This window comes from Micromonospora sp. NBS 11-29 (genome assembly GCF_002140155.1).
GTDB lineage: Bacteria > Actinomycetota > Actinomycetes > Mycobacteriales > Micromonosporaceae > Micromonospora.
In genome coordinates, this window is the sequence record NZ_NAPR01000007.1 from 358,947 (window position 1) to 376,215 (window position 17,269).

General features: G+C 72.7%; 15 protein-coding genes and 2 pseudogenes. 10 read left to right on the forward strand and 7 right to left on the reverse strand.

Features of this window, described 5'->3' with window-relative positions; all coding sequences use genetic code 11:
* Positions 1-47: 47 nt before the first annotated feature.
* Entirely contained in the window at positions 48-977 is a 930-nt protein-coding gene (locus B1205_RS11840; RefSeq protein WP_089155644.1) for a LysR family transcriptional regulator, read from the forward strand.
* A gap of 152 nt (positions 978-1,129) precedes the next feature.
* Positions 1,130-2,137, forward strand: a complete 1,008-nt coding sequence (gene rfbB, locus B1205_RS11845) for a dTDP-glucose 4,6-dehydratase (protein ID WP_089155645.1) — start codon at positions 1,130-1,132, stop codon at positions 2,135-2,137.
* A 19-nt stretch (positions 2,138-2,156) separates the two neighbouring features.
* On the opposite strand, the gene hrpA is transcribed toward rfbB, so the two are convergent.
* A complete protein-coding gene (gene hrpA / locus B1205_RS11850; RefSeq protein ID WP_089155646.1) occupies positions 2,157-6,152 on the reverse strand; it encodes an ATP-dependent RNA helicase HrpA in 3,996 nt (1,331 codons plus the stop codon).
* A 132-nt stretch (positions 6,153-6,284) separates the two neighbouring features.
* Between hrpA and B1205_RS11855 the strand changes: the two genes are divergently transcribed.
* The 5 genes and pseudogenes from B1205_RS11855 to B1205_RS11875 form a co-directional block, all read left to right on the forward strand.
* Positions 6,285-6,752, forward strand: a complete 468-nt coding sequence (locus tag B1205_RS11855; protein ID WP_089155647.1) for a cytidine deaminase family protein — start codon at positions 6,285-6,287, stop codon at positions 6,750-6,752.
* Positions 6,753-6,845: 93 nt separating this feature from the next.
* Complete coding sequence (locus tag B1205_RS11860) at positions 6,846-7,892, forward strand: FecCD family ABC transporter permease (protein ID WP_089155648.1); 1,047 nt, start codon at positions 6,846-6,848, stop codon at positions 7,890-7,892.
* Between the two features lie 107 nt (positions 7,893-7,999).
* Positions 8,000-9,025, forward strand: a complete 1,026-nt coding sequence (locus tag B1205_RS11865; RefSeq protein WP_254909873.1) for a FecCD family ABC transporter permease — start codon at positions 8,000-8,002, stop codon at positions 9,023-9,025.
* Positions 9,022-9,849 (forward strand): ABC transporter ATP-binding protein, encoded by an 828-nt coding sequence (locus tag B1205_RS11870; protein WP_089155649.1) that lies wholly within the window; start codon positions 9,022-9,024, stop codon positions 9,847-9,849. The genes B1205_RS11865 and B1205_RS11870 overlap by 4 nt, the downstream gene beginning before the upstream one ends.
* 122 nt (positions 9,850-9,971) lie before the next feature.
* Positions 9,972-10,556: pseudogene (locus B1205_RS11875) on the forward strand (ABC transporter substrate-binding protein); the annotation flags it as partial.
* Positions 10,557-10,712: 156 nt separating this feature from the next.
* Here the strand turns inward: B1205_RS11875 and B1205_RS11880 are convergent.
* From B1205_RS11880 to B1205_RS11895, 4 genes are read right to left on the reverse strand one after another with little or no spacing between them, the layout of a single operon-like run.
* The gene (locus B1205_RS11880) at positions 10,713-11,972 is read right to left on the reverse strand and encodes an Nramp family divalent metal transporter (RefSeq protein ID WP_089155650.1); all 1,260 of its coding nucleotides are present in this window, start codon (positions 11,970-11,972) and stop codon (positions 10,713-10,715) included.
* 34 nt (positions 11,973-12,006) lie between these two features.
* Entirely contained in the window at positions 12,007-12,195 is a 189-nt protein-coding gene (locus tag B1205_RS11885) for a hypothetical protein (protein ID WP_089155651.1), read from the reverse strand.
* Between the two features lie 36 nt (positions 12,196-12,231).
* Positions 12,232-13,101: a manganese catalase family protein gene (locus tag B1205_RS11890; protein WP_089155853.1), complete on the reverse strand. Its 870-nt coding sequence runs from the start codon at positions 13,099-13,101 to the stop codon at positions 12,232-12,234.
* Between the two features lie 16 nt (positions 13,102-13,117).
* Positions 13,118-13,873 (reverse strand): sensor histidine kinase, encoded by a 756-nt coding sequence (locus B1205_RS11895; protein ID WP_176308554.1) that lies wholly within the window; start codon positions 13,871-13,873, stop codon positions 13,118-13,120.
* A 66-nt stretch (positions 13,874-13,939) separates the two neighbouring features.
* On the opposite strand from B1205_RS11895, the gene B1205_RS11900 reads away from it, so the two are divergent.
* Positions 13,940-14,590: a response regulator gene (locus B1205_RS11900; protein ID WP_089155653.1), complete on the forward strand. Its 651-nt coding sequence runs from the start codon at positions 13,940-13,942 to the stop codon at positions 14,588-14,590.
* A gap of 55 nt (positions 14,591-14,645) precedes the next feature.
* On the opposite strand, the gene B1205_RS11905 is transcribed toward B1205_RS11900, so the two are convergent.
* The gene (locus B1205_RS11905; RefSeq protein ID WP_089155854.1) at positions 14,646-15,293 is read right to left on the reverse strand and encodes a hypothetical protein; all 648 of its coding nucleotides are present in this window, start codon (positions 15,291-15,293) and stop codon (positions 14,646-14,648) included.
* A gap of 133 nt (positions 15,294-15,426) precedes the next feature.
* On the reverse strand, positions 15,427-15,978 hold the full coding sequence (locus B1205_RS11910) for an FkbM family methyltransferase (RefSeq protein ID WP_176308555.1): 552 nt from the start codon (positions 15,976-15,978) through the stop codon (positions 15,427-15,429).
* Positions 15,979-16,442: 464 nt separating this feature from the next.
* Between B1205_RS11910 and B1205_RS11915 the strand changes: the two genes are divergently transcribed.
* Entirely contained in the window at positions 16,443-16,685 is a 243-nt protein-coding gene (locus tag B1205_RS11915) for an ABC transporter permease (protein WP_089155655.1), read from the forward strand.
* Positions 16,686-16,735: 50 nt separating this feature from the next.
* A pseudogene (locus B1205_RS29045) lies at positions 16,736-17,269 on the forward strand (VCBS repeat-containing protein); the annotation flags it as partial.

Below are 17,269 nucleotides of genomic sequence, written 5' to 3' on the forward strand. Positions count from 1 at the left end.
CGTCCAATGCATCGAATTCGCAGCCTTGATAGCCATAAGCTATGTAGATGCAGCTCCATCAGCTCCGGTACTTCGTCGCGGTCGCAGAAGTACGACATTTCACCCAAGCTGCCGATGTCGTCGGCATAACCCAGCCGTCGTTGAGTAAGCAAATTCACGCCCTGGAGGCCGACCTGGGCGCACCGCTCTTCGAGCGGGTAAGGGGCAACATCAGGCTCACCACGGCCGGCGAGGTGCTGCTGCCGCTGGCCAAACGAATCCTCGCCGACGTGGACACCGCGACCCGCGAGGTGCAGGAGCTGGTCGGGCTGCGCCGCGGTCGGGTCCGGCTCGGCGCCACGCCCAGTCTGGCCACCTCGCTGGCGCCCCCGGTGCTGCGCCGGTTCCGCGACGCGTACCCCACCGTCGACCTGCGGGTGGAGGAGGGCGGCTCCCAGGATCTCGTCCGCGACCTGCTCCGTGGCGACCTCGACCTGGCCTTGGTGATCATGCCGTCCGCCGGCGTCGATCCGGGGCTGCGCGTCGATCCGATCCTGCGCGAGAGCCTGGTGGTCGCCTCGGTGGACTCGCTGCCGGCCGCCTCGGCCGGCGGCGAGCTTCGCATCACCGACCTGCGCGACCAGCCGCTCGTCATGTTCCGTGAGGGCTACGACCTGCGCGACGCCACGCTCCAGGCGTGTCGGGCCGCCGGCTTCGAGCCGACCCTGTCGGTGGACGGCGGCGAGATGGACGCCGTGCTCAGCTTCGTGGAGGCCGGGCTCGGCGTCGCGCTGGTCCCCGGCATCGTGGTGGCCCGCCGGCCGGGCATCCGGGTCACCCGGCTCGTCCCGCCCGGTGTCCGCCGGACCATCGCGGTGGCCCGCCGCCGCGATGTGGTGCCCACCCACGCCGGCCGCGAGCTGCGCCGCATCCTGCTGGAGTACGTGCACGACGCCACCGACGGCGACGAGTTGCCGCCCGGGGTCGAGCCGCTCTGACCGGCCGGCCCGCCGCTGACGCGACGCTTCTTCTTTAAACCACTTACGACCGTTTTAGGCATCTTCGTCTTCTATGGTGGAGCCTTGCCCGGATCCTCGCCGGATCCGCGCGACGAAGAACACTGCGGTGTCATGTGGCAGGAGGCCATCAGATGAAAATCCTGGTTACCGGAGGTGCGGGCTTCATCGGCTCCCACTTCACCCGGAGTCTGCTCGACGGGCGGTATCCCGGGTTCGAGGACTGTCATGTGACGGTGATCGACAAGCTCACCTACGCCAGCGACCGGCGCAGCCTGCCGGCCCGGCACCCGCGGCTGACCTTCGTCTACGGCGACATCTGCGACGGGGCGCTGCTCGCCGAGGTGGTGCCGGGCCACGACGCGGTGGCGCACTTCGCCGCCGAGTCGCACGTCGACCGTTCCATCGCCGACCCGGCGCCGTTCTTCGAGACGAACGTGATGGGTTCACACATGCTGATGGCGGCCTGCGCCCGTGCGGCGGTGGGTCGGGTCGTGCACGTCTCGACCGACGAGGTGTACGGCTCCATCACCGACGGCTCGTGGACCGAGCGGTGCCTGTTGGAGCCCAACTCCCCGTACGCGGCGTCGAAGGCGGCCAGCGACTGCGTCGTGCGCTCGTACTGGCGCACGTTCGACGTCGACGTGTCGATCACCCGCTGCGCCAACAACTACGGCCCCTACCAGCACGTGGAGAAGGTCATCCCCCGGTTCGTCACCAGCCTGCTCACGGGCGGCGACATCACGCTGCACGGCGACGGCAGCGCGGTACGTGAGTGGCTGCACGTCGACGACCACTGCCGGGCGATCGCCCTGGTGTTGGAGAAGGGACGGGCCGGGGAGGTCTACAACATCGGCGGCGACGTCGAGTTGACCAACCAGGCGTTGGCCGAGCAGATCCTGCGGCTGGCCGGGGCCGGCTGGGACCGGGTCCGGCACGTCGCGGACCGGGCGGTGCAGGACCAGCGTTACTCGCTCGACTTCACGAAGATCCGCGAGGAACTCGACTTCGCACCGCGGGTCCGCTTCGTCGACGGGCTGACCGAGGTCTTCCACTGGTATCGGGACAACCCCTCCTGGTGGATGCCAGAACGCGAGGAGCCGCGGCCGGCGGCGGCCCTCGTCGGCGCCGGTCGTCCCTGACTCCGTCCACCCGACCGGCTCAGCGGCCCTCCGCGTCGTCCATCGCGCGGTAGATGCGTTGTTCCGAAACGGGATACGGCGTGCCGAGCGCCTGCGCGAAGACGTTCACCCGCAGTTCCTCGATCATCCAGCGGATCTGCCGGGCCGTCGTCGACTGCCGCCGGGCCGGGGGCAGCGCCGCGAGCATGTCCCGGTATTCCTTCTGCACCGTGGCGATCCGGTCCTGTTGCTGCTTGTCCCGCTGCGGGTTGCCGGGCAGCCGGTCCAGCCGGCGCTCGATCGCGGTCAGGTAGCGCAGCAGGTCGGGCAGGCGGGCGTAGCCGGCCTCGGTGATGAAGCCGGCGTGCACCAGGCCGGTGAGCTGGGCGCGGATGTCGGCCAGCGCGGCCACCACGGCCAGGTTCCGGGTCGCGCCGAGTCGCTGCTCCACCGCGTACGCGGCGGCGAGCACCTGCCGGACCCGGCCCATCACCTCGACCACGGTGTCGACCAGGTCGGCGCGGACCCGCTCGCGCAGCGCGGCGAATCCGTCGGCGTCCCAGGCCGGGCCGCCCGCGTCCGTCATCAGCTTGTCGATGGCGGTGCCGGTGGCGTCCTCGATCAGTGCCGGCACCCCGCCGTGCGGGTTGCGCGACAGCGCCAGCTTCGCCTCGTTGCTCAGCCGCCCCTGGAGGAACTTCGCCGGGGACGGCAGCGTCAGCCGCAGCAGCCGACGGGTGCCCGCCCAGTGCGCGGCCTCCTGTTCCCCGGCGGAGTCGAACACCTTCACCCCGACGGTGGCGCTCTCGTCCACCAGCGCCGGGTACGCGGTCACCGCGAAGCCGGCGCGGACCTGCTCGACGGTGCGCGGCAGCGTGCCGATCGTCCAGCCGGTGAGCCCGCTGCGGGCCACGTCCGGCGCGGCGGCGGCGACCACCTGGCGTACCTCCTGGCGCAGCTCGCGTTGCAGCGCCGGCAGGTCCTTGCCCTCGGCGACCGGCTTGTCGTCCGCGCCGAGCACCCGGAACGTGACCCGCAGGTGCGGCGGCAGCTTCGCCAGGTCCCACGCGTCCGGCGGCACCGTCACCCCGGTCATCCGGCGTAGCTGCCGGGTCAGCGCGGACAGCAGCGGCTCCTCGCCCGGCGTGATCTGCGCCAGCACGGCCCGCGCGTAGTCGGGCACCGGGACGAAGTTGCGCCGGACCGGCTTGGGCAGCGACCGGATCAGCGCGACGACCAACTCCTCGCGCAGCCCCGGCACCTGCCAGTCGAAGCTCTCCGCCGGTACCTGGTTGAGCAGCGGCAGCGGAATGTCCACGGTCACGCCGTCGGTGGGCGCGGTCGGGTCGAACGTGTAGGTCAGCGGCAGCGTGACACCGTCGGCCCGCCACTCGTCCGGGTAGTCCTCCTCGGCCACCCCACCCCGGCCGGCGTTGACCAGCAGCTCGCGGGTGAACGTGAGCAGGTCGGGTCGCTCCCGGCGGGTCTTCTTCCACCAGGTGTCGAAGTGCCGGCCGGAGACCACGTCGGCGGGGATGCGCTGGTCGTAGAAGGCGAAGATGGTCTCGTCGTCGACCAGGATGTCGCGCCGCCGGACGCGGTTCTCCAGCTCCTCGACCTCGGTCAGCAGCTTCTGGTTGTCTCGCCAGAACTGGTGGTGGGTCTGCCAGTCGCCCTCCACCAGGGCGTGCCGGATGAACAGCTCCCGACTCAGGGCCGGGTCGATCCGGCCGAAGTTGACCTTCCGGGAGGTGACCAGCGGGATGCCGTAGAGCGTGACCTTCTCGTAGGCCATCACCGCGGCCTGCTTCTTCTCCCAGTGCGGCTCGCTGTAGCTGCGTTTGACCAGGTGCTGGGCGAGTGGCTCCACCCACTCCGGCTCGACCCGCCCGGCGACGCGGCCCCACAGCCGGGACGTCTCCACCAGCTCGGCGGCCATCACCCAGCGCGGCGGCTTCTTGAACAGCGCCGATCCGGGGAAGATCCCGAACTTCGCGCCCCGCGCGCCGAGGTATTCGTGCTTCTGCGCGTCCTTGAGGCCGAGGTGCGACAGCAGGCCGGGCAGCAGCGACTGGTGCACCTTCGGGGTGTCGATCTCCTCCGGCAGGTCCGCGCCGGCGCCGCGCCGGCCCTCACCCTTCTCCGAGGTACGCAACACCTGGCGGAGCTGGCTGACAATGTCCTGCCACTCGCGTACCCGCAGGTAGTTGAGGTGTTCGGCCTTGCACATCCGGCGGAACGCGCTCGACGACAGCTCCCGCTGTTTCTCCCGCAGGTACCGCCACAGGTTGAGGTATGCGACGAAGTCCGACTCCTTGTCGGCGAAGCGGGCGTGCGCCTGGTCGGCCTGGGCCTGCTTGTCGGCCGGGCGCTCGCGCGGGTCCTGGATGGAGAGCGCGGCGGCGATCACGACCACCTCGGTGGCGCAGCCGTTGCGCTCGCCCTCCAGGACCATCCGGGCCAGTCGCGGGTCGACCGGGAGCTGGGCCAGCCGTCGGCCCAGCGGGGTGAGCCGTTTCGCCGGGTCGGTTTCGGTCGGGTCGAGCGCGCCCAGCTCGTGCAGCAGGTTCACGCCGTCGGTGACGTTGCGCCGGTCCGGCGGGTCGATGAACGGGAACGCGGCGACGTCACCGAGCCCGATCGAGGTCATCTGGAGGATGACCGAGGCCAGGTTGGTGCGCAGGATCTCCGGGTCGGTGAACTCCGGGCGGGAGTCGAAGTCCGACTCGTCGTAGAGGCGGATGCAGATGCCGTCCGAGGTACGCCCGCAGCGGCCCTTGCGCTGGTTGGCGCTGGCCTGCGAGACCGGTTCGATCGGCAGCCGCTGCACCTTCAGCCGGCTGGAGTAGCGGGAGATGCGGGCGGTGCCCGGGTCCACCACGTACCTGATGCCGGGCACGGTCAGCGAGGTCTCCGCGACGTTGGTGGCCAGCACCACCCGCCGGTTGCTGTGCGCGGCGAAGACCCGGTGCTGCTCGGCGGTGGAGAGCCGGGCGTAGAGCGGCAGGATCTCGGTGCCGAGCAAGGACCGCTTGGACTGGACCAGCTTGCCCAGCGCGTCGGCGGTGTCCCGGATCTCCCGTTCACCGCTGAGGAAGACCAGGATGTCGCCCGGTCCCTCGGCGGCCAGCTCCTCGACCGCGTCGCCGATGGCCTGGATCTGGTCGCGGACGTTCTCCTCGTCGGCCTCGTCCTCGTCGTCGGCCTCGGTGACCTCGACCAGCGGTCGGTAGCGGACCTCCACCGGATAGGTGCGCCCGGAGACCTCGACCACCGGGGCCGGGTTGCCCTCGGCGTCGGCGAAGTGCCGGGCGAACCGGTCGGTCTCGATGGTCGCCGAGGTGATGACCACCTTGAGGTCGGGCCGGCGGGGCAGGAGCTGCCGCAGGTAGCCGAGGATGAAGTCGATGTTGAGGCTGCGTTCGTGCGCCTCGTCGATGATCAGCGTGTCGTACTGCCGCAGCATCCGGTCGGTCTGCAACTCGGCCAGCAGGATGCCGTCGGTCATCAGCTTGACCAGGCTGTTCTCGCCGACCTGGTCGCTGAAGCGCACCTTGTAGCCGACCACGCCGCCCAGCTCGGTGCCCAGCTCCTCGGCGATCCGGTCGGCGACCGTGCGGGCCGCGAGCCGCCGGGGCTGGGTGTGGCCGATCAGGCCGGTGACCCCGCGCCCCAGCTCCAGGCAGATCTTGGGGAGCTGGGTGGTCTTGCCGGAGCCGGTCTCGCCGGCCACGATCACCACCTGGTGGTCCCGGATGGCGGCGGCGATGTCGTCGGAGCGCTCGCTCACCGGCAACTGCGGCGGATAGGTGATCGCCGGCACGGCCGCGCGACGCGCCGCCAGCCGCGCCTCGGCCCGGGCCACCTCGGCCGCGATCTCGGCCAGCGCGGCCTCCCGCCGCTGCGGGTCGCGCAGCTTCCGGACGCCGTCGAGCCGCCGTGCGAGGCGGCGCTGGTCGCGGAACATCAGCGGGCTGAGGCGACGGTGCAGGTCGCGGGCGGTCTCTTGAACGGCGGGTACGGCTGGATTCTGCATGTCGTCGCCAAGGATAGGCAGCCGCGCGGCGGACCGCCCCCGGGTTACCGGCCCTGGGCGTGCCGTTCCCGGCCGGACCACCCGACCCGGATAAAGTTGCCGCCGACGGGCCGACGAGGGGACGGGACGATCATGCGGGACACCGACCGGGCGCTCGTGCAGGCCGCCACCGCCGTGGCCAAGCTGCGCTGCCGCAGTGACAACCACACCGTCGCCGCCGCCGTGCGCAGCACCGACGGGAGGGTGTTCAGCGGGGTCAACGTCTTCCACTTCACCGGCGGGCCGTGCGCGGAGGTGGTGGCCATCGGTGCTGCCGCCACCCAGGGCGCCGGCGAACTGGAGGCGATCGTCGCGGTGGGGGACCGGGGACGTGGTGTGATCCCGCCGTGCGGGCGGTGCCGACAGGTGCTGCTCGACTACTTCCCGTCGATCCGGGTGATCGTCGGGCCGCCGGACGGGCTGCGCGCGGTTCCGGTGGCCGATCTGCTGCCGGAGACGTACGTCTGGGCGGACCAGCAGCCCGAGACGCCGGCCGCGCCGCGTACCGGGGTGTGGCCGATGCCGGTGGTGCCCGGCGTCCGCCAGTCCGCGGAGGACTGAGGGGCCCCGCGTCGGCATCGACAATTCCGAGTTAGGTGCGCCTTACCAGGTCAGCTAAGGTAAGGCGAACCTAATCGGAAGGCGAACACCCCCGTGACCACCGTCGCCGTCCGGCCCGGCCGGGCCGACGCCCCTGCCCGTCGTGGCGCTCCCCGTCGCGTGACGGTCGCCCTGGCGGCGGCGCTCCTGCTCGCGCTCGCGTTGCTGGCGAGCCTGGCGCTGGGCAGCCGCCACCTCCCGGTCGACCAGGTGTGGCAGGCGCTGGTGGCGCCCGACGACGGCGACGCCAGCACCGTCGTCCGCGAGCTGCGGGTGCCGCGTACCGCGCTCGGGCTGGTCGTCGGCCTCGCGCTGGCTCTGGCCGGGGTGCTGTTCCAGGCGGTCACCCGCAACCCGCTGGCCGAGCCGCGCATCCTCGGGGTCAGCGCCGGCGCCTCCTTCGGCGTGGTGCTGGCCATCGCCGTGTTCGGCGTGAGCACGCTCGCCGGCTACGTCTGGTTCGGCATCGCCGGCGCGCTGCTCGCCGGGCTGCTGGCCTTCGCGGTGGCGAACCGCACCCGCGACGGCGCGAGCCCGGTCACCCTCGCGCTGGTCGGCGCCGCCCTCGACGCCGGTCTCGGCGCCATCGTGTACGCGCTGCTCAGCATCGACGCCCGAACGTTCGAGGAGTACCGCTTCTGGGTGGTCGGCGGGCTCACCGGCCGGGACGTGGGCGTGGCCGGGCAGGTGCTTCCGTTCGTGCTGGCCGGGGTGCTGCTGGCCGCGCTGGCCGCCCGTGGGCTGGACGCGCTCGCCCTCGGCGACGACGTCGCCCGCGGCCTGGGCCACCGGGTCGCCGTGGTCCGGCTGGCCGCCGGTGGTGGGGGAGTGCTGCTCACCGGTGCCGCGGTGGCCGCCGCCGGGCCGATCGCCTTCGTCGGGCTGGCCGTGCCGCACCTGGCCCGCGCGCTGGTCGGCGCCGACCACCGGTGGACCCTGCTGGTCGCCGCGCTGCTCGGTCCCGCCCTGGTGCTGACCGCCGACGTCACCGGCCGCCTGGTCGCCCCGCCCGGCGAGATCCCGGCTGGCATCATCACTGCGCTCCTGGGCGCCCCCGTCCTCGCCCTCCTGGTCCGCCGAGCCAAGGTCGTCACCGCATGACCACCCCCACCCCCACCCCGACCTCCCGCGATCTTGCAGTTTCGGCCCCGACGAACCGGACAAGTCCCCCGTCGGGTGGGCCGCAAGTGCAAGATCGCGGACCGGGGTTGGCGGGACGAGCGCTGCTGCGGGTCGGAGGCGTGGCGGTGCCGTTCCGGTGGCGGCCGGTGGTGGTGGCGGGGGTGCTTCTGGTGCTGCTCCTCGTCGCCGTGGTGGTCAGTCTGTCGCTTGGGACGCCGTACGTGGCACCCGTCGACGTGCTGCGGTCGCTGTCCGGGGCCGGCACGCCGTACGACCTCGTGGTGCGTGACCTGCGGCTGCCCCGCGCGGTGCTCGCGGCGGTGGCCGGCGCGGCGTTCGGGGTGGCCGGCACGCTGATCCAGAGCGTCGCGCGCAACCCGCTGGCCAGCCCCGACGTCATCGGCGTCACCCAGGGCGCCGGGCTGGCCGCCACGGTGGCACTGACCAGCGGCGCGGCGGCGGTGCTGGTGGCCCCGGCGGCGCTGCTCGGCGGCCTGGCCGCAGCCGTCCTGGTGTTCGCGCTCGGCGCCCGGCACGGCCTGGCCGCCCAGCGGTTCGTGCTGGCCGGCGTGGCGGTGGCGTTCGCGCTGCGGGCGCTGATCGAGGTGGTCATGCTCACCGCCGACCCGATCGACGGCCTGCGCGCCCAGCTCTGGCTGATCGGCACCCTGGCCGGCAAGGGGTGGACGGAGGCGGCGTGGATCGCCGGCACGCTCGTCGCGCTGCTGCCGGTGCTGCTCTGGGCCGGCTGGGCGCTGCGCGGCTCCGTCCTGGACGACGACACCGCCCGGGGGATCGGGCTGCGTCCGGTGGCCCGGCGGATCGGACTGGCCGGCACCGGCGTGCTGGCCGCCGCCGCGGTCACCGCCCAAGTCGGCGCCGTGGACTTCGTGGCGCTGGTCGCGCCGCAGGTGGCCCGGCGTCTGGTCCGGGCCGAGCGGCCGCCGCTGCTCTGCGCCGCGCTGCTGGGCGCGCTGCTGCTGGTGCTCGCCGACCTGGCCGGCCGGCGGCTGTTCGCCCCCACCCAACTGCCGGCCGGCGTGCTGACCGCGGCCATCGGCGGGCCGTACCTGATCTTCGTGTTGCTGCGCACCCGAGGGAGGCGGTCGTGACCGCGCTGCTGTCCACCCGCGACCTGGTCGTCGGCTACGAGGACCGGACCGTGCTGGACGGGTTGACACTCGACCTGCCGGCCGACGCGTTCACCGTGATCGTCGGCCCGAACGCCTGCGGCAAGTCGACGCTGCTGCGCACCATGGCCCGGCTGCTCACCCCGCGTCGGGGCGCGGTGCTGCTCGACGGCGCGGCGATCCGCGACCTGCCCACCCGGGACGTGGCCCGGCGACTCGGCGTGCTGCCGCAGAGCCCGCTGGTGCCCGAGGGGATCACCGTGGCCGACCTGGTCGGACGCGGCCGGCAGCCCTACCAGCGATGGTGGCGGCAGTGGTCGACCGACGACGGGCGGGCCGTCGACGAGGCGATGCGGCTGGCCGACGTCACCGGGCTGGCCGACCGTGCGGTGGACACGCTCTCCGGCGGGCAGCGCCAGCGGGTGTGGATCGCCATGACGCTGGCCCAGGACACCGACGCGCTGCTGCTGGACGAGCCGACCACCTTCCTCGACCTGGCCCACCAGGTGGAGGTGCTGGACCTGCTGCACCGGCTGCGCGTCGAGCGGGGCCGCACCGTGGTGGCCGTGCTGCACGACCTCAACCAGGCCGCCCGGTACGCCGACCACCTGGTCGCCATGCGCGACGGCGCGATGGTCGCGGCCGGCCCGCCGCGCGACATCCTCACCGCCGACCTGGTCCGCGCCGTCTTCGGGCTCGACTGCGTGGTCGTGCCCTGCCCGGTCACCGGTGCCCCGCTGGTGGTCCCCGCCCTGTCCCAGACCCCGGCCACCCCGGCCGCACCCGTACCACGGAAAGGAACCTGATGCGTCGCCTCGCCGCCGTACTCACCACCGCCCTCGCGCTCGGCGTCGGCCTCACCGCCTGCGGGGAGAGCGACCCGGTCGCCGGCACGGCCGCCGGGGAGACCCGGGAGATCACCCACGCGATGGGTACCACCAAGGTGCCCGCCGAGCCGAAGCGCGTGGTGGTGCTCGACACCGACAAGATCGACACCGCGCTGTCGCTGGGCGTGACCCCGATCGGCGCGGCGACCGCCGGTGAGGCGAAGAGCTGGCCCACTTACTTCGGCGCGGACAAGCTCGCCGGCATCGCCGAGGTCGGTGTGCTCACCGAGCCCGACCTGGAGGCGGTCAACGCGCTCAAGCCCGACCTGATCCTCGGCAGCAAGTTCCGCCAGGAGAAGTTCTACGACGAGCTGTCCGCCATCGCGCCGACCGTGTTCACCGAGAAGGTCGGCGTCACCTGGAAGGAGAACTTCCTCCTCGACGGCGCGGCCCTCGGCAGGGAGCAGCAGGCCAAGGACCTGCTCGCCGGCTACGAGAAGCGGGCGAAGGACTTCGGCGCGGCGCTCGGCGACCCGGGGTCGCGCAAGATCTCCATCGTGCGCTTCATCCCGGGCAACATCCGGGTGTACGGCCCGGACTCGTTCTCCGGCATCGTGGTCGGTGACACCGGCCTGGGCCGCCCGCAGCGCCAACTGCTGGAGGGCAAGGAGGACAAGCGCTTCGACCTGGTCAGCGCCGAGCGGGTCAACGAGGTCGACGGCGACGTGGTGTTCGTGACCGCGTACGGCGAGAAGGNCCGGCATCGGCGTCGGCGCCGCCAACAAGATCCTCGACGACCTGGCGAAGTATCTGACCGCCTGAACGGGCGGGCCCGGTCGTGCTCAGCCGACCAACTGCCAGAGCAGGAACGCGTTGAGCGCCACCACCAGCCCGGTGACCCCGATCGCGGCGGCGGTGGTGCCCCGGCGGTTGACCAGCCCGCCCATCAGGTCCCGGCGGCGGGTGAACGCCACCACCGGGATCAGCGCGAACGGGATGCCGAAGCTCAGCACCACCTGGGACAACACCAGCGCCCGGGTCGGGTCGACGCCGACCGCGAGCACGGCCAGGGCGGGCAGCAACGTGACCGTCCGGCGCACCAGCAGCGGGATCCGGCGGCGCAGGAAGCCCTGCATGATCACTTCGCCGGCGTACGTGCCGACGCTGGTCGAGGCGAGGCCGGACAGGAGCAGGGCGACGGCGAAGCCCACTGCCGCCACCGTGCCGAGCGTGCCGGCGAGCCCGGCGTGCACCCCCTCCAGCGTGTCGGTGCCGGGGATGCCGCTGCCGTGGAAGCTGGTCGCGGCCACCAGCAGCATGGCCAGGTTGACCGCGCCGGCGATGCCGAGCGCGATCAGCACGTCGACCCGCAGACCCTTCGCCACCATCCGCCGCTCCGCCTCGTCGCTGGTCGGGACGCGGTTCGGGGTCAGCGCCGAGTGCACGTAGATGACGTGCGGCATCACGGTCGCGCCCAGGATGCCGGCGGCGAGCATCATGCTGTCGGTGCCCGCCATCCGGGGCAGCAACCCGCCCGCGGTGGCGCCCAGGTCCGGCCGGGCGGTGAGCAGGTCGACCGCGAAGGCCAGCACGATCACGCCGAGCAGCACCGCGATGGCGATCTCGAACGTCCGGAAGCCCCGGGCGCGCAGCGCCAGCACGGCGAACGCGGCGGTGCCCACGATCAGGCCACCGGGCAGCAGCCCGACGCCGAGGAGCAGGTGCAGGGCGACCGCCCCGCCGATCACCTCGGCCAGGTCGGTGGCCATCGCGACCAGCTCGGCCTGGGCCCACATGACCCGGTTCAGCGGTCGGGGCAGGCGCTCCCGGCACAGCTCGGGCAGGCTGCGCCCGGTGGCCAGGCCGAGCTTGGCGGTCAGCGTCTGCACCAGCATGGCCGCCAGGTTCGCCGCCACCACCACCCAGACCAGCAGGTAGCCGTAGCGGGCGCCGGCGGTGGAGTTGGTGGCGAAGTTGCCGGGGTCGACGTACGCGATCGCGGCCACGAACGCCGGCCCGAGCAGGATGAGTCGGCCGCGGACCGGGCGGCGGGCGCGGGCGGTCCGCAGCGGGGACGCGACGGGCAGGTCCTTGGTGACCACGGAGGCTCCTCGACGGCGGCGGGGTGGAACGGAATCAGGCGGGTTCGTGCCGTGGTGCGGGCTGGCCGGCCGGCGCCGGATCGCGCGCCAGCGCGTCGGCGAGCGGGATCAGCGCGGTGAGGGCGGCGAGCGCGAGGATCGCGGTCCGGGGCAGGCCGAGGCCCAGGGCGGCGAGCGTGAGCAGGGCGAAGGCGATCAGCTTGGCGCGGTTGGACGGGGACATGGCATCTCCCGGGTGGGCGACCCGACGCCGACGGGCTCAGGTGAGCTTGCTCTTGACCGTGTTGGCGACCTTGCCGACCATCCCCGGGTTCGTGCCGTACAGGCGGGGGTCGCCGGGCGGCAGCACCGGCTCGGGGGCGTGCGCGCGAGGGCTGTGCTCGTACCGGAACTCGCCCTTGCCGTCCGGCGTGGGACCCGAGGCCCACCGGCCCTCGGCCGCGTCCTGGCCGGGGGAGAAGTCCAGGTACGTGTAGCTGAACTCCTGGGTGAAATCGGGGGAGTCGGGGAAGGCGTCCGGCACCGGCATCTCCTCCAGGCCGTCGGACTTGAGCTGCTCGATGGCCGCCATCCACATGTTCTGGTGCATGGTGTCGCGGGCCAGCAGGAAGCGCAGCATCTGCTTGACGCCCGGGTCGTCGGTCATGTTGAACAGGCGGGCGACCTGGAGCCGGCCCTGTGCCTCGGCGGTGACGTTGAGGTGGAAGTCGGCCATCAGGTTGCCGCTGGCGGTGATGAAGTTGCCGTTCCACGGCACGCCGGCGCTGTCCACCGCCAGCGCGCCGCCGCCGCCGTGGATGAAGTGCGCCGGGTTCGACCCGCCGTAGATGGCCCCGACCATCGGGTTGTCCGCGGCGGCCTCCTCCAGCGACAGCGGGGCGTTCTCCAGCAGCCGGGTGATCATCGTGGCGATCATCTCGACGTGGCCCATCTCCTCGGTCCCCACGTCGAGCAGCAGATCCTTGTACTTTCCGGGCAGGCGGCAGTTCCAGCCCTGGAACAGGTACTGGTTGGCGACGGTCATCTCGCCCCACTTGCCGCCCAGGACCTCCTGGAGGCGGCGGGCGAACGCGGCGTCCGGCCCGTCCGGCTTGGCCTCGAACTGCAGGTCCTTCATGTGCGTGAACATGGTGTCTCCTCCGGGTTCACCGTTGCGGTCCGCCACCGGGTTCCCGAGCCACCGGCCTCGCCGGGCCGATCCGTGTCCCCGCGGGGTCAGCCCGCAGCGGGACGGGCAGCCGGACCTCCACGGCCAACCACCCGGCCCGGGTACGGCGGGCGGACAGCGTCCCCGCGTACGCGTCGACCAGCCGACGGACGATCCAGAGACCCAGCCCGTCGCCGGCGGGTGGCGGGGCCGGCCGGGTCAGCGCCGCGCGCAGCGCCGGGCCGGGTACGCCCCGGTCCACCACCGACAGCGTCAACGTGTCGGGGCGGGCGGCGGCGCGTACGACCACGTCGCCGTCGGCCGGGCCGTGCCGCAGCGCGTTGTGCGCCAGGTTGGTGAGGATCTGCCGGACGTGCTGCTCCGGCACCGGCAGTTCCGCGGCGACGCGGTCGACCCGGGTACGCAGGCGGCGGTCGGGCACGGTGGCGGTCGCCGCGTGGATCACGTCGGCCAGCGGACGCCACCGGCGGGCGTCGTGCCCTGGCCCGGGTGCGCCGAGGTCGTCCAGCAGTGACCGCAGGTGCTCGGCGTGTTCGTGGGCGAGCGTCGCGAGGGCCTGCCGGTCGGCCATGGTCAGCGGCCGCTGCCGGTCGGCGAGGGCCCGGGTCAACGCCGTCAGAGCCTGCACCGGGGTCCGCAGCTCGTGGCAGAGCACCCGGAGCGACAGTCGCTCGTCCCGACCGGTCGGTTCGCGGTGGCGAGGCACCTTGATGATCAACGAATCAAGAGTCATGCTCGCGTGTTCCCGACAACCGGTCGCATATGCCTCGTACCCTCCACTTAAAGGAGGAAAGCGGACATGGGTGACGGCGGCGTCCGGCTCGCGGTGGTGGACGACCATCCGCTGTTCGTGCGCGGGTTGGAGCTGCTGTTCGCCGCCACCACCGACGGCCGGGTGCGGGTGATCGGCTCCACCACCGACGCCGCCGGGGCCGCCGCGCTGGTCGCCCGGTGCGCCCCCGACCTGGCCCTGGTGGACCTGCACATGCCGCCGCCCGGCGGCCCCCGGGCCATCGCCGCCATCCGGCGGACCAATCCTCGGGTACGCGTGCTCGCCATGTCCGGCTCGGACGACCCGGCGCCGGCGGTGGAGGCATTGCGCTGCGGCGCCGAGGGCTACCTGCCGAAGACCAGCGAGCCGGAGGACCTGCTGCCTCCGCTGCTGGCGGTGCTGGACGGCTGGGCGGTGCTGCCCAGCGCGTTGCTGCGGCGGCTGATCGGGCCCACCCGTGCGCCGGGGCTCAACCTCGACGACGAGGAGCGCCGGCTGCTGCGCGCGATCGCCGCCGGGCTCGGCACCGTCGAGATCGCCGATCGGCTGCACACCTCCGAGCGCACGGTGAAGCGGATGACCGCCGCCCTGCTGCGCAAGCTGCGGGTGGCCACCCGGGTGGAGGCGGCCGCCCTGGCCGGCCGGGCCGGGCTGCTCGACGAGCGCCCGGACCGGTAGTGCCGGAGGACCGCCCCCGTGTGCCCGGGCGGCCCTCGGCCCTCCGGTCGGGCGGTCAGGCGGCGGTGGACCAGATGGCCCGGAACGCGGCGGCCTCACCGGCCAACCACTGCTCGATCTGCGCGGGCTTGACGTCGGTGGGCATCCGGTGCGCCTCACCGCGCCGCACGTCGACCAGCACCGGCTCGGCGTGCGGCAGCACGGCGTCCATGTGCCGGGCCATCAGGTGCAGGGTGGCCAGGGTCGCCTCCTCGCTCGGCGGCGCCTCGTCGAAATGCAGCCGGACCGCCTCGGCCCGGCCGTCGCCGAAGCGCACGCCGAACTGCGGGTTGATCTTCACCGGCAGGTCGCCCACCATCGCCAGCGCGTCGCGGGTCTGCGCCAGGTCGACGCCGGCCGGCTCGCCGAGCGAGTGCAGCCAGCGGGTCGCGCCGGGCACGAGCGCCTCGTAGAGCGGGCGCCAGCGCGGCTTGACCACGTCGGCCACCTGGGCCAGATGGGTGCCGCCGGTGTGGAACGCCACGTCGGCCTTGAGCGCCTTGACGAACTGACCGTGCGGGTTGAAGCCGTGCCGGCTCGCCCGCTGCCGGCGCAGGCCGCCGACGAAGGTGGCCTTGGTGGGGCCGGTGCGGTCGACGTAGCGGGTGAATCCGAGGAGGGTGGCGTAGGGGGTGACAGGGGCGGCGGAGATGGGCGCGGTCACGAGCATCCTCCCAGGTCAGCTGCTCGATTAGTACATACATTCTAATCGACGGGGCTGACATCGCCCAGGGCGCGAAAGGGGCCACCCGGGCATCCCGGACGGCCCCTTTTTCCTTCTTCCGCGCGGCGCCCCGCTAGGGTCGGCTGCCCGTCGTCGGCGGGCGGGAGGCGTACACGTAGTACGGCATCCAGGGCCGCGGATCGTCGGGGCGGGTCCGGATCGAGAAGCCCGCCTCGTGCAGCAACTCGGTCACCCCCTTGAACGTCCGCTGCCATTCGCGGCCCGGCTCGTCGGCCAGGAAGTCGTGGCAGGAGACCGCGAGGTTGCGGACGGACCGGAGGGCGTCGGTCGAGCCCCGCAGCGCGGGCAGCTCCGCTCCCTCGATGTTCATCTTGAGCAGGTCGACGCGGTCCAGGCCGAGCGTGGACATGATCTCCGCGAGGGTGCGTCCCGGCACCTCGATCGTGCCGCTCCCGGCGCTGGTCACCGCGTTGCGGAGGTGGGTCTGCTCGTGCTCGTCCAGGCGCACCGGCCCGGCCTCCTCGACGACCGCACACGGCAGGAGCGTCACGTTCGTCAGCCCGTTCAAACCGACCGCCCGCCGCAGGCAGCGGAACGTGCGGGGATGGGCCTCGATCGCCACCACCCGGCCGTGCTCGCCGACGAGGCGGGAGAAGAGCCGCACCTCGCTGCCCNGAAGACGTCCTCCGCGGCCCGGTCCTCGGCGGCGGGAGAACTGTGCATGAGCGAGGTGTTCACCACCGTTCCCTCGGGATAACGGAAGATCCAGTCGCCCCGGTCGTACCGGAGCCGGCAGCGCGTCCGGTTCCGCGCGCTGAACCGGACCGACCCGGCCAGGGCCACGAGATGTGGGCTGTGGTGGATCAGGAGATCCACCACCTGTCGCTTGACGCGCACCTGTCCTGCTCCTCACTGATACCGCTCCGGCGGCCTTCGCTCATTGAGCAACGACGCACCACTTCGGTCGTCACGGGATAAAAGGTGTGGGAGCCACTAATTCGGCCTTCCCAGCTGTCAACCAATAGACGGGCGTTGTCGTCCAGCCGACGGCGGCGCGCGCGCCGCCCGGCCTACGCTGTCGCCGTCACTCCCCTCCGTGACCCGGACGGACGACGTCAGGAGCGCACCGTGAAGCCTCCGCACCGCAGGTTCCGGACCCGATTCTGGGTCGAGATCACCTCCGCGTCGATCTTCGGCGCGCTGTTCGTGCTGACCTTGTTCTGGCGGGACTGGATCGAGGCGTTCGGCATCGAGCCCGACAACCACGACGGGACGGCCGAGTGGCTGTTGGTCGCCGTCCTGTTCGTGGTCTTCGCCGTGTCCGCCGTCTGCGCCCGGTCGGAGTGGCGCCGGACGGCACCCGCGCGGTAGGGACCCGGGCCGGCGACCGGCTCGTCATCACCGGCACTCTGGAGGCCGTCGTGTCCACGATCGACGACGTCAGTCCCACCCGGTCCAACACGCCCCGCCGCAAGTCGGGGCAGTTCACCACCGGGCGGATGCTCTCACTCGACAGCTCCGACGACGGCCGGCTGGTCTTCGCCGGCTCCTTCTCCAGCAACCTCTGGAAGTCGGAGGACGGCGGGGAGTCCTGGTCGCAGTGCGCGCGGCCGGAGCCGGCCGCCGGCCAGTTCGGCGTGCCGGGCGCGATCGGCGGCTACTGCGTCACGTCGATCGCCGTCGCGCCGGACGTGGCGCGTTGGTCGGTCGCGGGTACCCCCCGCCTGATGGGTCCGCTCTCCGCGGACCCCGGCGCCGGCATCGTCGGCTTCGGCGACACCGGCGTGTGGACGGCGACGAGCAGATCCGACGGTACGTTCGCGGCGCCCCGACTGCTCTCCGCGGACTTCGGCACACAGGCCGGCGGTTGGCGGGTGGACCGGCATCCGAGGTTCCTGGCGGATGTGACCGGTGATGGTCGGGCGGACATCGTGGGGTTCGGTGACGACGGTGTG

Bases quoted from the DNA above. Each gene is read 5' to 3' on its own strand.
- B1205_RS11900 (WP_089155653.1), top strand. From the start codon at position 13,940: ATGGGTGACGGCGGCGTCCGGCTCGCGGTGGTGGACGACCATCCGCTG.
- B1205_RS11895 (WP_176308554.1), bottom strand. From the start codon at position 13,873: ATGACTCTTGATTCGTTGATCATCAAGGTGCCTCGCCACCGCGAACCG.
- rfbB (WP_089155645.1), top strand. From the start codon at position 1,130: ATGAAAATCCTGGTTACCGGAGGTGCGGGCTTCATCGGCTCCCACTTC.
- hrpA (WP_089155646.1), bottom strand. From the start codon at position 6,152: ATGCAGAATCCAGCCGTACCCGCCGTTCAAGAGACCGCCCGCGACCTG.
- B1205_RS11840 (WP_089155644.1), top strand. From the start codon at position 48: ATGCAGCTCCATCAGCTCCGGTACTTCGTCGCGGTCGCAGAAGTACGA.
- B1205_RS11885 (WP_089155651.1), bottom strand. From the start codon at position 12,195: ATGTCCCCGTCCAACCGCGCCAAGCTGATCGCCTTCGCCCTGCTCACG.
- B1205_RS11855 (WP_089155647.1), top strand. From the start codon at position 6,285: ATGCGGGACACCGACCGGGCGCTCGTGCAGGCCGCCACCGCCGTGGCC.
- B1205_RS11890 (WP_089155853.1), bottom strand. From the start codon at position 13,101: ATGTTCACGCACATGAAGGACCTGCAGTTCGAGGCCAAGCCGGACGGG.